Raw genomic sequence first — 13,006 nt, forward strand, 5'->3', positions numbered from 1 at the left:
CGACCGCGCACGGGGCCTCCACCCACTTCGCGTTCACGGCCATGACAACGAACAACGAAAAACCTCTGCCCCCCACCCGCACCCCGGCGCGCGCCATCTTCATCGGTGCCTCGTCGGGCGGCGTGTACGCGATGCTCGAACTCGCGGCGGCGCTGCCCGCGAACTTTCCGGTGCCGGTGTTCCTCGTGCAGCACATCGGCGCGCACCGCAGCCAGCTCGCGCAGCTCCTGAGCGCGCGCGGGCCCAACCCCGCCGTGGCGGCGAACGACGGCGATGCGCCGGCCGCCGGCACCATCCACGTCGCGCCGCCCGACCACCACATGCTGCTCGAAGGCGGTGTGATCCGCGTGACCCGCGGCCCGAAGGAACACCATGCACGCCCCGCCATCGACCCCCTGTTTCGTTCGGCCGCGCTGGAGATGGGCGCGGGCGCCATCGGCGTGGTGCTCACCGGCATGCTCGAAGACGGCAGCGCGGGCCTGCGCGCCATCAAGGACTGCGGCGGCACGGTCGTCGTGCAGGACCCGGCCGACGCCTTCGAGCCGGGCATGCCGCGCGCCGCCCTGTCGGTGGTGCGCGCCGACCACGTGGTGCCGCTGTCGCAGATGGCGGACCTGCTCCTTGCGCTGGCCCGCGAAGAACGCGTTGTACCCGCCGACCGGAACCTCGCGCCATTGCCCGCGCTGCGCCGCGAGCATGCCTTGGGCAAGGGGGGGCACACCGTGGAAAACCTGAAGGAAATCGCGACGCCTTCGACCTTCAGCTGCCCCGACTGCGGCGGCGTGCTGTTCGAACTGGACGACAAGCGGCCGGTGCGCTACCGCTGCCACACCGGCCACGCCTTCGGCCTCCGCAGCCTGGCCGCGACCCAGGAGCAGGTGACCGATGCCGCGCTGTGGACGGGCCTGCGCGTGCTGCAGGAAAAAGAAGCGATCCTCCGGCGCCTGGCCGAAGTGCAGCGCGAGAGCGACGCCGCGGCAGCCGCGGATTGCGATCGCGAAGCCGATGAAATCGCGCAGGTCGCCAACGCGATGCGCAAGCTCACGGTGAAGGCGCCCAGCCCCGCGAGCTTCGAGGCGTAGCCGCGAAGGCGGGGCGCGTTGCTCTACGCGTTGATCTACGCGTTGATCTACGCGTTGATCTACGCGTTGATCTACGCGTTCTGAAGAAAGCGCTCCATGCGGGCAGCCTCCGCCACGCGGCCGGGCTCTGCATCGAGCAACGCGAGCGGCGTGCGGTCGTCCAGCGCGCAGTGCGGCCGAACGAACCACTGCACGCGCTCCCAGTCGTCGGTCCACCCCGCCAGTTCGGCCGCGATCCGCGCAACGGCGCCGCGCTGCGACATGTCCGCCTTGTCGAACTGGAACACCGGAAACCACAGCGCCTCCTGCCAGGTGAAGAACAGCAGGCCGCGGCAGGCGATCTGGCGCGAAAGCCACACGCAGCCGCCCGGATGCCGGTCGGCCACGCGCGGCACGATCTCGCTGTCGCGCGCCAGCCCGCCGGCGGTGCGATAACCGGCGAGCAGTTCGGTGAAGCGCCGGTCCAGAGGCTCGATCTCGTTCACTTGCGCGGTTTGCCCTTGGCGGGGTCCAGGCCTTCGGGCTGGGGGCCCAGGCCCGCGGCATCGGCAAGCAGCGCCTGCTCGCCCATGCCGAGTTCGGCGCCGGTCGTCGGATCGATGTCGCGGCGCGACTGGGTGCGTGCCGCCATCTGCTGCACCACGGGCGCCTCGGCATCGGAAAGCGTGACGCTGGCCAGGCCGTCGCCTTCGTCCACCGGCGCATCGCCCTCTGCAAGCGTGCGGAAGTCCCAGCGCTCGCCCTGGTTCCACGGGCCGCGCAGGTCGGGGTCGCCCTTGGACATGTCGAAGTACACATTGGTGAAGCGCGGATCGCCCGGCAGCTTGCCCGGCGGGAAGTTCGGCTCGATGGCGTAGAGCGCCTTCTCGAACGACTTCTGGTGCGCGATCTCGCGCGTCATGAGGAAGGTCAGCGCGTCCTTCACGCCGGGGTCGTCGGTGAGGTTGATGAGGCGCTCGTAGACGATCTTGGCGCGCGCCTCGGCCGCGATGTTCGAGCGCAGGTCTGCGGTGGGCTCGCCGATGGTGTCGATGTAGGCGGCCGTCCACGGCACGCCGGCCGAGTTGACCAGCGGCGGCCCGCCGCCGTAGAGCACCTGCGTGATGTGGCTGTCGTTGCCCGCACCGGTGATGGTGCGGTACATCTCGCCTTCTTCCTCGACGCCTTCGGCCAGCCGGCCCTTGGCGCCCTTGTTGAGCATGCCGACGATGGTGCCGATGATCTCCAGGTGGCTCAGCTCCTCGGTGGAGATGTCGAACAGCATGTCCTTGCGGCCGGCATCGTCCTCGCCGAGCGCCTGGGTGAAGTAGCGGCAGGCCGCGGCGAGCTCGCCTTGCGGGCCGCCGAACTGCTCGAGCATGAGGTTGGCGAGGCCGGGATTGCACTCGCTCACGCGCACGGTGTATTGAAGTCGCTTGTTGTGAGAAAACATGAAATAGCTCCTGGGTCTTGAGTGGGTTGATGAAAAGGGAAATGCGTCGGGGGCGACGGGCGCCGCTCGGCGCATTCGTGCGCATCGCGGCCGCCCGATGGAAGTCGCGGCAAGCGGCATGCCGGGCGGCGCATGAAGGGCGCCTCATGCGCGGCGACTCCCCACAGGATCAGTCCTCGTCCGACATGGCGCGGCAGGGCACGTCCCTAAGTTGATTGCATGACTGCGAACAACACCGCGCCCGGCCATCGCGAGACCGTCGACTACCTGAAGCGGCACACGCTCGTGGTGGTCACGGCCGAGTCGTGCACCGCGGGCCTCATCGCCTCCCGCCTGGCCGCCGCCCCGGGCGCGGGCGAGGTGCTGGAGTGCGCTTTCGTCGTGTACGACCCGAAGGCCAAGCGGCGGTGCCTCGGCGTGCCCGCCGAGGTGCTGGAGCGCAATAACCTCACGAGCGAGCCTGTGGCACTGGAGATGGCGCGCGGCGCATTGCGCCACAGCGATGCGAACGTGGCCGTGTCCAACACCGGCGTGGCCGACGACTCGGACCCCGAGATCACGCCGGGCACCCAGTGCTACGCATGGCTGTTCCGCGATGCGCGGGGCGTGTGCGAGTTCACCGAGACGCGCGTCTTCGAGGGCGAACGCAACCAGATCCGCGAGGCCAGCGCGGACTACGCGCTCGGCCGCATCGCCCACTACCACGCGCAGTGCGGCGCGCAACACCGCGCCTGACATCAGGCCGCGAACAGCGCCGCACTTTCATGCGGACAACAGAGCGAAAGAAAAAGGAACACCCATGACCTCGATCACCAATACCAATACCAATACCAATACCAATACCGATACCGATACCGATACCGACACCGAACGCGAGCGATGGCGCAGCACGCTCGATGCGCGCGAGGCCGTTCTCGCGGCCGATCTGCGCACCGCCGCCGCCGAACTGCCCGATGCGCGCAACACCGACGACACCGAACGTGCGCGCGCTCCGGCCCGCGACCCCATCGACATCGCCGACGAGCGCCTGCAGAACGGCCTGCGCTATGCGGAGGCCGAGCGCGACATGGCCGAACTGCGCGACATCGATGCGGCCCGCATGCGGCTGGAGAACGGCGAGTTCGGTTTCTGCATCGATTGCGGCACCGAGATCCCGCGTGCGCGGCTGGAGGCGATGCCCGCCGCCGCGCGCTGCATCGCATGCCAGGAGCGCCACGAAGAGGCGCATCCGGCCGAGGTGCGGCTGCCGCCGGACCTCTGATTCGTCCTGCGCTCGTCCTGCGCCATGTACGACGCCCTCGTCGTCGGAGGCGGGCCCGCGGGCCTGCTGGCCGCCGTCTACCTCGCGCGGTTCCGGCGCTCGGTGGCGCTCCTCGATGCCGGGCAGAGCCGCATCGCGCGCATTCCGCAATCGCACAACTACCCCGGCTTCGGCGACGGCGTTTCCGGCGCCGCGGTGCGGGACATGCTCCGTGAGCAGGTGGGCCGCTATCCGGTGGACCGGATCGACGGTTTCGCGGAACACGTCGAGCGGCGCGAGGAGGGCGGCTTTCGCCTGCACATGCGCAGTCGCGCCCTCGATGTCGATGGCCGATTGCTGCTGCTCGCCACGGGCGTGACCGACATTCCGCCTCCGATGCCGCATCTGCGCGAAGCGCTCGAAGCGGGCCTGCTGCGCTATTGCCCGGTGTGCGATGCCTACGAGGTCATAGGGCAGGCGGTCGGCGTGTATTCGGATGGCGAGGCAGGCATCGGCGAGGCGCTGTACCTGCGCCACTTCAGCGCCGACATCACGCTCTTCATGGCCTCCGGCGGGCAGGCGCTGTCGCCGCCGCAGCGCCGCCGCCTTGCCGACGCGGGCATCCGCTGGAACGATGCGCCCATCGAGGCGATCCGCCGCGAGGGCGGGCGTGTGGCCGTCGTGCACGCGGGCGGCACCGCCTGGTGCGACACGCTCTACTGCGCGCTCGGCGTGGCGGTGCATTCGCGGATGGCCGAGAGCCTGGGCGCGGCGCTCGATGCGACCGGATACGTCGAGGTCGATGCGCACCATGCGACGGCCGTGCCGGGCCTCTATGCCGCCGGCGACGTGTGCACGGGGCTGAACCAGATCGCGGTGGCGCTCGGCGGCGCGGCGATCGCGGCCTCGGCGATGCACCGCGCACTGCCGCCCGACTGGCCGCGCTGATCGTCTTCTGGCTGTGCCGGGCATGCCGGTTGCCTCGCACGCGGTGGCGGGCATTCCGGCCCGCGCCAGCACCGCGCTGCATTCGCGGACACCGAAGAGACCCATGACGACGATCGATCACGACGCACCCTTGCGCCCGCGGCGCGGCTTTGCAGGCATGGACCCCGAGCGCCGGCGCGAGATCGCGCGGCTCGGCGGCCGTGCCGCCCACGAACTGGGCCGAGCGCACGAGTTCACGCCCGAGGAAGCCCGCGAGGCGCGCGCCAAGAGCCTGCGCGGGCAGGATGCGGATGGCGGCGCGTCCGGTCCCTGATGTCGTCGGCCGTGCGGGTGGGGGTACCGGTGCGGGTGCGCGGCGTCAGTCGAAAGGAATCGCCGCGCGCAGCACCTTCAGCTCGAAGGAGCGCGCCAGCACCGCGTCGAAACCCGCGGCGCTGCTGGTGGCCGGCAGGCCCCGCGTGGCCACCGCATCCTCGATGGCGATCAGCCGCCCATCGAAACCGGCGCCGCGTGCCAGCCGGCCCAGCGAGCGGGCTTCGCCGGCCGAGGTGCGCAGATCGATCACCGCGAAATCCGGCTGCTCGCGCACCAGCGCTTCATAGCCGGTCACGGTATTCACCGCGAGATCGATCCGGTAGCCCGCATGCGAGAGCAGTCCGGCAAGGCGTGCGAGGAGGTGCATGTCGTCCGAGACCACGAGCGCGCGCTCGCTCTCGGCGGTGCCGTGCCGCGCGTGGGTCATGAGCTCGCCGATGCGCTCGGCGAGTTCGTGCGCCTGACGCGCGACCACCGCGCCGGCCTTGTGCAGCACCGCGGGCGGCGCATCGTCGCGCGCCAGCACCTCGGTGGCGGCGGAAATGGCGGCGAGCGCATTGCGCGCATCGTGCGCACAGCGATCGAGTCGGGTGGGAGCGCGAAGAGACATGGACGGATTCATGGCGGAGGGAATGGCGGACATGGCGCGATGCTCCTGCACGCGGTGTGCCTGCCGGTCGCGAAGTCGCAGAGGGCGCACCGGGTGCGCGGGCGTCAGTCTTGCGGCAAGTTTTGCCGGCACGGAAAAGACTTACAGCGGCCGTGCAGCGTGGATGACACGCGCGGCGCCGCGAGTGCCCACCATGGGATTTCAGCGGGCACCTTGCGGCACAGATCCAAAGACACAGCCGCGGGCCTCGTTGCCGATCCGGCATTTGCAAGCAATCCATTTTTTGAAGGAGTCCACCCCATGCCCACCTACACCACTGGCGGCACCCCCGTTTCCACCGGCGCCACGCTCGAAGCCGACGACGTGGTCGACGTGCTCGACGACCTCTTGGAGAACGCCCGCGACGGCGAATACGGCTTCAAGGCCTGCGCCGACGAGGTCGAGTCGGCGCAGCTCAAGCAGGTGTTCCGCGACCGCGCCGCGGCCTGCGCGACCGCCGCGACGGAGCTGGGAAGGATGATCGAGCGCTTCGGCGGCAAGGTCGACGACGGCGGCAGCGTGAGCGGCGCAATGCACCGCGGCTGGGTCCATGTGAAGGGCTCGCTCGGCGCCGACAGCGCGCTCTCGATGCTCGAGGAATGCGAGCGCGGCGAAGACGCCGCGGTGGCGCGCTACCGCAAGGCCCTGAAGGAGCCGCTGCCGGCCGACGTGCGCGCGCTGGTCGAGCGCCAGGCCGAGGGCGCGCAGCGCAACCACGACCAGATCAAGGCGCTGCGCGACCAGTTCCGCAGCAGCAAGGGCTGATGAGGAGGATCGCGCCATGGCCGAGACACCCAAGCAGTCGCCAGTGAACATCGACCAGAACCGCGCGGTCGGGCAGGACAGCCCGGCCGAGGGCAGCCACATGGGCCGCGAGGCCGACAAGAAGACGGGCTATCCCGGCTCGCCCGACATCGGCACCAACGCGGCGCAGAAGGCGCAGGTCGGCGAGAAGCTGCCGCCGTCCAAAGACCGAAAGGGAGCAAGTACGCCATGAAGGATTCGATCCGCCAGATCAAGCCCGGCGCGTTCCAGCAGTCGGTCGCGGGCGAGGAAGACCCGGGCGCCTCGATCGACCTGCCGCCCACCGCCGCGCCCCGGCGCGGCGACGAAGCGCCCGCCGGCACACCCGGCACCGGCGAAGTGCAGTGCCCCGCGTGCGGCGGCAGCGGCCGTGGCATCGGGGATGCGACCTGCCCGGAATGCAACGGCACCGGCAAGGTGAACCGCGGCATCGGCGGCGGTTGAGCAAGGCGGCCGTGCGGGAAGCCACTACGTGCTTCCCGCCGTCCGCGCAATGCGCGCGAACCACGCGCCGAGCTTGCCGCGTGAGTACGCAAGCGCGTGATAGAGCGTGAGTGCGGCGCGCGCCCAACCCAGGTAGAGCCACGGCGCGCGTGCAGCCCGCGACACCGCGAAGAGCCGCCGGCTCCAGGTGCTGATCGCGGCGCGTGTGCGGTACACCAACTTGCGCTGCCATGCGATGCCGGTGTCGGCCTGCACGCGCTTGACCGGGCGCACGCTGCCGGCACGGGCGCGTTGCCAACTGAGGCGATAGGCGAGCCCTTCGCGCCGGTGCCGCAGGCCCGCCGCTTGCGTGCGCGCCACGAACGCCGCATCGACCGGCGCCAATGCGAGCCGCCCTTCGTCGATGGCGCGCGCGACCATCGCCTGCATGCGCGCACTGCGCACGATCACGACATTGGTGCCGCGCCCGTCAGACGTATACGGCTCCACCCACGCGTCGCCGAAAGCGATGTCGGCGGTCTCGCTCACCACGTCGTCGCAGAAATTGCAGGCCTCGTTCTGGAAGAAGCCGGAACCCCAGTCGCCTTCGGCCAGGTGAAACCAGTCGCGCTGCACCGTGCGGCCGTCGCGCAGTTCGAAGTGCGCGGTGTACCAGTTGGCCGGGCGCTGCGCGTTCTTCAGCCGGAAGTCCACGCCGCGCACTTCGGCCATCGGCACGGCCATCTGGAGCGCGAAGCTCTCGATGAGGCGCGTGCTCTTCATGTGGCCGCAGAAGAGGCCCAGCGTGGCGACGATGCGCTCGCGCATCACCGGGTCTTCGCGCCGCAGCAACTGCACCGCCTTCACGAAGCAGGGCACGCCGACCACGGCGTAGCGCCCGGGTTCGCGGCGGATCGTCTCCAGCACCTCGGACATTTCCACCGGGTAGTAGCGCGACTTGGCGCCCGCCGCCAGCTCGTCGGGTGTGCGCGAGAGGCGGTAGCGAAAGAGGCGTTCGCCATCGGCTGGCGCCACGTGTGCGACCGCATCGACCGCGCCGGTGCGCAGCAGCTCGCCGGCGGTCCAGCTCACCATGCCGCCCGAGCTGCCGCGTTCGCGAAAGCCGGGTTCCGCGACATGGCCGACATAGGCGGCGCGGAAGCGCCCGACCTCGCCGTCGGCATGTGCCGTGTCCGCGAACAAGTCGTCGGCCAGTTGCGACTCGTTGGCCGCGACCGGCGAGAACGGACAGGTGCGCGCAAACGGTGCCGGCCCCTCGCGCAGCCATGCCGGCGAGCCGCGTGGCCTGAGCTCGCCGTAGCGGTCGAGCGCCATGTCGACCCTGTGCGCATCGAGCCGGCCCTGCGCAACGCAACTGCCGCAGCCGATGCACAGCCCCGCGCGCACGATCGCATCGGGCCCCGCCGGGTTCGCGTGTTCGAGGCGGCGCTCAGGCACGGCGCGCCTCGCGCGCATCGAGCACTGCAGTCGAAGCCAGCGGCGCCAGCGCGTCCTGCAGGTAGGCCATCGACGTGGTGCGCAGCGCGGCGATGCGCGCATGCACCGCGGCCGCGACCGGCACCGAAAGCCCGACCTCCCAGTTCCCCGGCGCCGTGGCCGCATCGACCAGGTGCCGCCGAGCGCCGAGCGTGACGAGCAGGTCGTCGATCTTGATGGCGCGGTAAGGCGACTGCTCGCAGACGAAAGGCTTGCCGTGGCGCAGTGCGAACACGCAGCCATGGAAAAAATTGGTGGCCACCGCGCCCGCGAGCGCCATGAAGCGGGCGAAGTCTTCCGGGCCGGCGGTGAGCCATTGCACGTCGGCCCAGTCGTTGCGGTAGCCGATGCTCACGATGTGCAGGCCGTGCCGCCGCGCATGCGCGCGCACCCGCTCGGCGAACCAGCCGCTGAAGTTGTGGCCGTACAGCGCGATGCAGCGCGACGCGGGGTTGTCGTCCCCATCGGTCTCCGGCGGCCGCAGCGCCGAAGCGAACTGAAGGCAGGGGTCGAGCACCAGCGCCGGCACATCGCCCAGGCTCTGCGCGATGAGCGCGCGCGAATTGCCGTCGCGCACCGAAAGCGCATCGAAGCGGCGCAGCGCCGCGGCCCGGTGCGGCGGCACGCCTCGCGCCACCGGGTGGTTGCCGAAGCTGGCCGCATAGGCCACGAGGCGACCGGCGCGCAGGCCTTCGCCGAAGAAGGGCGGGCAGTCGCGGAACCAAGGATGCGCGAAGTTCCAGACCTCGTCGCTGCCGACCACCACCGCATCGCAGTGCGGCATGTCCTGCGGGCTTTCGAGTTCGAAGGGGCGCGTCAGCGGCAACGCCTCGATGGCGTCGAGAAAGCGCCGCGTCTTGCGGGCATACACGCGCCGGTCGGCGGGCGGCGTGGCGCCGGGCTGCGCCGGCTGCAGCGCGCAGCGCCACTCGGCGAGGTCGATGCGGCGCGAACGGTGGTCGAGCACCACCGCGCGGTACCCCAGGCCGCGCAGCCCTTCGGCCAGGCAGCGGGCCTGCCAGTACGAGCCGTAGTTGATGCAGCGGTGGAAGGTGAGCACGCCGACCTGCGGCATCGGCGCGGGCTCCGGCAAGCGCGGCAGGTGGCGCCCGGAGCCATCGCGGGGAGGAAGGAGCAGTGCGGGCATTTGCATGACGGACAACGCTAGCGGCGCACGCACGGCACGGCGTCGGACGATGCGCCGTGGCCCGGTGCGTGCCGCACGCGGTGCGCGGGCACGTCGATTGCCCGTGGACCCCGGCCATGAACCACGTCCCCATGCAGGTGCAACTCGGCAACGGGTGGGCCTGCCAGATCGAGGTTCACTGCAAGCAAAACGGTTCTTGCAACGGCCGTGCGGAGGTCTCATGCAACGGCACTCGGCGCTGCGTGCTGATGGCATTGAACATCGAAGGCTCCGACGACGTGCTCGAAAACCTGATGCAGCGCGTGCGCCTCTACATGGCGCACGCGGCCTGCCCCGAAGACGACGGCGATTGACCGATCGGTCGATCAGCGTGCGGCACCCGCAGGCGGGTGCGCATGCGGCGTGGCCGTCGGGTCGGCGAGCTGCACGGCCTGGCCCTTCTGCCAGGCATCGGCGCCGGGCGCGATGGACGGCGCGGCGATGTCTTCGCGGTTCTTGCGCTTCTCGGCGCTCTGCACGCCGAAGCGGCGGTCGCGCTCTTCCACCATGGCGGCGTTCGCCTGCCCATCGGCGGTGAAGCCCATCATGAGCTGCGGCGTGCCGAGCGGCAGTTCCTTCTGCTGGTCGGTGTGCCAGGTGTGGAAGGTCTTGCCGTAGGTGCCGACCAGCTTCTTCATGAGCGCATGCTCGGCCGCCTGCGGAATCCCGGGTGCGATGAGCTGGCCCGACTTCACCTCGTGCACATGGCTGTGCCAGAGAGCCTTCTCGGCATCGGGCAGCGTGTTGAACAGGCGCTCGCTCACGATGTATTCCACGCCCATGAGCTTGGCCGACTTCTGGTTGCCGTCGAAGATCACGCACTGGATCACTTCGTCGTTGAGCACGGCGCAGTAGTGGTGCGCTTCCATCTGCGCATCCATCCGGCCGCTGTAGAAGTGGAAGCCGTCGAGGTAGGCGTTGAGCGCTTCGATGGGCGGCTTGTCCTGCAGCAGCGCCGCGCCGGTTTCCAGCACCGCGGTGCCGGCGCGCTTGTCCGCGCCGGGCGCCTGGACGTTCGACGGGCTGGGCTTGTCGCCGCAGGCCGCGATGGCGGTCGCGAGCGCCAGCAGCGCCGCCCCTTGCAGCAGATGCCGCATCGCGTGGCCCGCCTCAGATGAAGGGCACGCCGCCCGTCACCGGGATCGTCGCGCCCGAGATGTAGCTCGCCTGGTCGGAGGCCAGCAGCACGTACACCGCCTGCAGTTCAGCCGGCTGGCCGGGCCGCTTCATCGGCGTCTGCTTGCCGAACTCCTTCACCTTCTCGGGTGGCATGGTCGAGGGAATGAGCGGCGTCCAGAACGGGCCGGGCGCTACGCAGTTCACGCGGATGCCTTTCTCGGCGAGCAGCTGCGCCATGCCGCCGGACATGTTCTGGATCGCGCCCTTCGTTGCCGCATAGGCCACCAGCGTGGCGTTGGGCTTGTCGGCATTGACGGAGGCGGTGCTGATGACCGAGCCGCCGGGCTTCATGCGCGCGGCGGCGGCCTTGCAGAGGAAGAAGTTCGCATAGACGTTGGTGCGGAAGGTGCGGTCGAACTCCTCGGCAGATATCTCGTCGAGCGACTTGTGCGACATCTGGAAGGCCGCGTTGTTCACCAGCACGTCGAGCCGGCCGAAGGCGTCGAAGGCCTGGTCCACGAGCTTGCGGCAATGCGCTTCCTCGCAGATGTCGCCGGGCACCGCCACGCAGCGGCGGCCCGCGCGCTCGATCCACTCGCGAGTGACCTTTGCGTCTTCCTCTTCCTCGGCGAGGTAGGAGATGAGCACATCGGCGCCTTCACGCGCGAAGGCGATAGCGACCGCGCGGCCGATGCCGCTGTCGCCGCCGGTGATGAGGGCGGCCTTGCCCTCGAGCTTGCCGCTGCCGACGTAGCTCTCTTCGCCGAAATCGGGTGGCGGCGACATCTTCGATTCGAGGCCGGGCGGCTGCTGGGCGGGTGTGGAAAAGGGTGGTTGGGGGCCGGTCTGGCGAGGGTCTGTCATGGCGGGTCCTGTCTGGGATCGGTGGAGTTCAGTGGAGGGTTGGAATGGATCGGCGCGGCCGTTCAGGCGCCCGCATCGTTCTCGCGCGGCGTGCCGCGTGCGGCCCGGCGCTTCTGGGTGTCCTGGCTGTCGGCCTCCGGTGCTGCGGCGTCGCGGTCGGCGGCTTTCTTCATGCCGCGCTCGAGGTCCTGCGTGCTGGCGTTGCCGCCGATGGCGGGCTCCTCACCGTTCACCGCGTCGGGCGCCTGCACGCGCTGGCCGCCAGAGGCGGGATCAGGGGCTGAACGGGCTGGATTGCGGGGCGTGTTCATCGTGTGCTCCTTGCGTTTCTCGAGAAAAGGGCAAATGCGGTAACGGCGGCGATCGCGCCAAGGCCGAGCCATACCGCATCGGTGGGCTTTGTCTTCCTTTCGCTGCGGAAGCCGCCGTCGATGGCGCAGCCGCGCGAGGGTTCGAAGAGATTGCCGTCGCTGTGCGCGGCGGGCGCGGCACGGCGCATCGCGGCGCCGCCGACCCAGCCGAGCACGCGCGCCATCAGGTTTGGCGCGAGCGCATGCATCAGGATGCCCGGCCGCGCCGGTGCGCCGATGTAGGTGCGAGCGCGCGGCCGCGTGGCCAGCGAAACGAGCGAGGCGGCCACGCGGCGCGGATCGAGCACCGGCGGCGGCGGCGCGACGCGGTGCCCGCTGTAGTTCGCGCCATGCGACATGCCGGGCGAATCGACGAAGGTCGGGAACACCTCGCAGACATGGATGCCCGGAAATTCGGCGAGCTCCGCGCGCAGCGACTCCGAGAACCCGCGAATGCCGAACTTGCTGGCGGTGTAGGCCGTCGCGTAGGGCGTGGCGACCCAGCCGCCGAGCGAGATCATGTTGACCAGCGTGCCGCGCCCGCGCTCGCGAAAGTGCGGAACGATGGCGTAGGCGCCGTGCATGTGGCCCAGCAGGTTGGCCTCGACCACGCGCCGGTGCGAGGCGAGCGGCGTCTCCTCGAAGCGTCCGACGGCGCCGACGCCCACGTTGTTGATCCACATGTCCACGTGGCCGAAATGGGCGATGGCCGATTCGGCGAGCGCCGCCATCGCGGCGGGGTCGGTCACATCGGTCGGTACGGCGAGCGCGCGTGCGCCGGCCGCTTCGCACTCGGTGGCCAGCGACTGCAAGGCCTCCTGGTTGCGCGCGGCCAGCGCGAGCGAGGCGCCTTGCGCGGCGAAGGCGAGGGCGGTGGCGCGGCCGATGCCGCTGGAGGCGCCGGTGAGCACCACCACCTGCGAGCGCAGCGTGTGCGGGGTGGCATCGGCCGGGCCGTCATGGGCCGACGAAGGTGTGGATGGCGTGGTTCCTGCGGGGGATTTCGCGGCGGAAATGGGGGACACGGGGCAGCTCCTGCGGGCAAGTAAGGCCCCTACCTTTCGACCTGTAGCGCGGCGCGTGCGCGCGAGGCTTGC

The 13,006-nt window shown here is 70.3% G+C and carries 18 protein-coding genes; 9 read left to right on the plus strand and 9 right to left on the minus strand.

The features are described from left to right. The first annotated feature begins 41 nt into the window (after positions 1-41). Positions 42-1,082 carry a chemotaxis protein CheB gene (locus VARPA_RS15305; RefSeq protein WP_167330541.1) on the plus strand — a complete coding sequence of 347 codons (1,041 nt, stop codon included), beginning with the start codon at positions 42-44 and terminating at the stop codon, positions 1,080-1,082. Between the two features lie 71 nt (positions 1,083-1,153). Here the strand turns inward: VARPA_RS15305 and VARPA_RS15310 are convergent, their stop codons facing one another. Next, on the minus strand, positions 1,154-1,567 hold the full coding sequence (locus VARPA_RS15310) for an antitoxin Xre/MbcA/ParS toxin-binding domain-containing protein (RefSeq protein ID WP_013541485.1): 414 nt from the start codon (positions 1,565-1,567) through the stop codon (positions 1,154-1,156). Next, positions 1,564-2,514: a manganese catalase family protein gene (locus VARPA_RS15315; protein ID WP_013541486.1), complete on the minus strand. Its 951-nt coding sequence runs from the start codon at positions 2,512-2,514 to the stop codon at positions 1,564-1,566. The genes VARPA_RS15310 and VARPA_RS15315 overlap by 4 nt, the downstream gene beginning before the upstream one ends. Positions 2,515-2,733: 219 nt before the next feature. Between VARPA_RS15315 and VARPA_RS15320 the strand changes: the two genes are divergently transcribed. From VARPA_RS15320 to VARPA_RS15335, 4 genes are all read left to right on the plus strand, one after another. Then, on the plus strand, positions 2,734-3,249 hold the full coding sequence (locus VARPA_RS15320) for a CinA family protein (protein ID WP_013541487.1): 516 nt from the start codon (positions 2,734-2,736) through the stop codon (positions 3,247-3,249). A 64-nt stretch (positions 3,250-3,313) separates the two neighbouring features. Beyond that, the gene (locus tag VARPA_RS15325) at positions 3,314-3,775 is read left to right on the plus strand and encodes a TraR/DksA family transcriptional regulator (protein ID WP_013541488.1); all 462 of its coding nucleotides are present in this window, start codon (positions 3,314-3,316) and stop codon (positions 3,773-3,775) included. A 24-nt stretch (positions 3,776-3,799) separates the two neighbouring features. Continuing rightward, positions 3,800-4,702 (plus strand): NAD(P)/FAD-dependent oxidoreductase, encoded by a 903-nt coding sequence (locus VARPA_RS15330; protein WP_013541489.1) that lies wholly within the window; start codon positions 3,800-3,802, stop codon positions 4,700-4,702. Between the two features lie 103 nt (positions 4,703-4,805). After that, a complete protein-coding gene (locus tag VARPA_RS15335; RefSeq protein ID WP_049794519.1) occupies positions 4,806-5,015 on the plus strand; it encodes a KGG domain-containing protein in 210 nt (69 codons plus the stop codon). 45 nt (positions 5,016-5,060) lie between these two features. On the opposite strand, the gene VARPA_RS15340 is transcribed toward VARPA_RS15335, so the two are convergent. Then, on the minus strand, positions 5,061-5,660 hold the full coding sequence (locus tag VARPA_RS15340) for a response regulator transcription factor (protein WP_013541491.1): 600 nt from the start codon (positions 5,658-5,660) through the stop codon (positions 5,061-5,063). A 267-nt stretch (positions 5,661-5,927) separates the two neighbouring features. Between VARPA_RS15340 and VARPA_RS15345 the strand changes: the two genes are divergently transcribed. Genes VARPA_RS15345 through VARPA_RS15355 form a run of 3 tightly spaced genes read left to right on the plus strand, consistent with a single transcriptional unit; the run spans position 5,928 to position 6,914 of the window. After that, positions 5,928-6,431 (plus strand): ferritin-like domain-containing protein, encoded by a 504-nt coding sequence (locus VARPA_RS15345; protein WP_013541492.1) that lies wholly within the window; start codon positions 5,928-5,930, stop codon positions 6,429-6,431. 16 nt (positions 6,432-6,447) lie between these two features. Continuing rightward, the gene (locus VARPA_RS15350; protein WP_013541493.1) at positions 6,448-6,663 is read left to right on the plus strand and encodes a hypothetical protein; all 216 of its coding nucleotides are present in this window, start codon (positions 6,448-6,450) and stop codon (positions 6,661-6,663) included. Further along, entirely contained in the window at positions 6,660-6,914 is a 255-nt protein-coding gene (locus VARPA_RS15355) for a hypothetical protein (RefSeq protein ID WP_013541494.1), read from the plus strand. Before VARPA_RS15350 ends, VARPA_RS15355 begins: the two co-directional genes overlap by 4 nt. A 24-nt stretch (positions 6,915-6,938) precedes the next feature. Here VARPA_RS15355 and VARPA_RS15360 read toward each other — a convergent pair whose 3' ends face one another. Together VARPA_RS15360 and VARPA_RS15365 are read right to left on the minus strand one after the other, a co-directional pair. Further along, the gene (locus VARPA_RS15360; protein WP_013541495.1) at positions 6,939-8,351 is read right to left on the minus strand and encodes a Coenzyme F420 hydrogenase/dehydrogenase, beta subunit C-terminal domain; all 1,413 of its coding nucleotides are present in this window, start codon (positions 8,349-8,351) and stop codon (positions 6,939-6,941) included. After that, positions 8,344-9,543, minus strand: a complete 1,200-nt coding sequence (locus VARPA_RS15365; RefSeq protein WP_200861433.1) for a polysaccharide pyruvyl transferase family protein — start codon at positions 9,541-9,543, stop codon at positions 8,344-8,346. Before VARPA_RS15365 ends, VARPA_RS15360 begins: the two co-directional genes overlap by 8 nt. Before the next feature lie 110 nt (positions 9,544-9,653). Here VARPA_RS15365 and VARPA_RS15370 point away from each other — a divergent pair, with 110 nt between their 5' ends. Beyond that, entirely contained in the window at positions 9,654-9,890 is a 237-nt protein-coding gene (locus VARPA_RS15370; protein ID WP_013541497.1) for a hypothetical protein, read from the plus strand. 12 nt (positions 9,891-9,902) lie between these two features. Here the strand turns inward: VARPA_RS15370 and VARPA_RS15375 are convergent, their stop codons facing one another. The 4 genes from VARPA_RS15375 to VARPA_RS15390 form a co-directional block, all read right to left on the minus strand. Beyond that, the gene (locus VARPA_RS15375) at positions 9,903-10,673 is read right to left on the minus strand and encodes an OBAP family protein (RefSeq protein WP_013541498.1); all 771 of its coding nucleotides are present in this window, start codon (positions 10,671-10,673) and stop codon (positions 9,903-9,905) included. 13 nt (positions 10,674-10,686) lie between these two features. Continuing rightward, complete coding sequence (locus VARPA_RS15380) at positions 10,687-11,559, minus strand: SDR family oxidoreductase (protein WP_013541499.1); 873 nt, start codon at positions 11,557-11,559, stop codon at positions 10,687-10,689. Positions 11,560-11,621: 62 nt separating this feature from the next. Further along, positions 11,622-11,870, minus strand: a complete 249-nt coding sequence (locus VARPA_RS15385) for a hypothetical protein (RefSeq protein WP_013541500.1) — start codon at positions 11,868-11,870, stop codon at positions 11,622-11,624. Beyond that, positions 11,867-12,934, minus strand: a complete 1,068-nt coding sequence (locus VARPA_RS15390; protein WP_013541501.1) for an SDR family oxidoreductase — start codon at positions 12,932-12,934, stop codon at positions 11,867-11,869. Before VARPA_RS15390 ends, VARPA_RS15385 begins: the two co-directional genes overlap by 4 nt. Positions 12,935-13,006 lie beyond the last annotated feature (72 nt).

Source organism: Variovorax paradoxus EPS, assembly GCF_000184745.1.
GTDB lineage: Bacteria > Pseudomonadota > Gammaproteobacteria > Burkholderiales > Burkholderiaceae_C > Variovorax > Variovorax paradoxus_C.

Bases quoted from the DNA above. Each gene is read 5' to 3' on its own strand.
- VARPA_RS15305 (WP_167330541.1), top strand. From the start codon at position 42: ATGACAACGAACAACGAAAAACCTCTGCCCCCCACCCGCACCCCGGCG.
- VARPA_RS15315 (WP_013541486.1), bottom strand. From the start codon at position 2,514: ATGTTTTCTCACAACAAGCGACTTCAATACACCGTGCGCGTGAGCGAG.
- VARPA_RS15320 (WP_013541487.1), top strand. From the start codon at position 2,734: ATGACTGCGAACAACACCGCGCCCGGCCATCGCGAGACCGTCGACTAC.
- VARPA_RS15325 (WP_013541488.1), top strand. From the start codon at position 3,314: ATGACCTCGATCACCAATACCAATACCAATACCAATACCAATACCGAT.
- VARPA_RS15330 (WP_013541489.1), top strand. From the start codon at position 3,800: ATGTACGACGCCCTCGTCGTCGGAGGCGGGCCCGCGGGCCTGCTGGCC.
- VARPA_RS15335 (WP_049794519.1), top strand. From the start codon at position 4,806: ATGACGACGATCGATCACGACGCACCCTTGCGCCCGCGGCGCGGCTTT.
- VARPA_RS15340 (WP_013541491.1), bottom strand. From the start codon at position 5,660: ATGTCCGCCATTCCCTCCGCCATGAATCCGTCCATGTCTCTTCGCGCT.
- VARPA_RS15345 (WP_013541492.1), top strand. From the start codon at position 5,928: ATGCCCACCTACACCACTGGCGGCACCCCCGTTTCCACCGGCGCCACG.
- VARPA_RS15350 (WP_013541493.1), top strand. From the start codon at position 6,448: ATGGCCGAGACACCCAAGCAGTCGCCAGTGAACATCGACCAGAACCGC.
- VARPA_RS15355 (WP_013541494.1), top strand. From the start codon at position 6,660: ATGAAGGATTCGATCCGCCAGATCAAGCCCGGCGCGTTCCAGCAGTCG.
- VARPA_RS15365 (WP_200861433.1), bottom strand. From the start codon at position 9,543: ATGCAAATGCCCGCACTGCTCCTTCCTCCCCGCGATGGCTCCGGGCGC.
- VARPA_RS15370 (WP_013541497.1), top strand. From the start codon at position 9,654: ATGAACCACGTCCCCATGCAGGTGCAACTCGGCAACGGGTGGGCCTGC.
- VARPA_RS15375 (WP_013541498.1), bottom strand. From the start codon at position 10,673: ATGCGGCATCTGCTGCAAGGGGCGGCGCTGCTGGCGCTCGCGACCGCC.
- VARPA_RS15380 (WP_013541499.1), bottom strand. From the start codon at position 11,559: ATGACAGACCCTCGCCAGACCGGCCCCCAACCACCCTTTTCCACACCC.
- VARPA_RS15385 (WP_013541500.1), bottom strand. From the start codon at position 11,870: ATGAACACGCCCCGCAATCCAGCCCGTTCAGCCCCTGATCCCGCCTCT.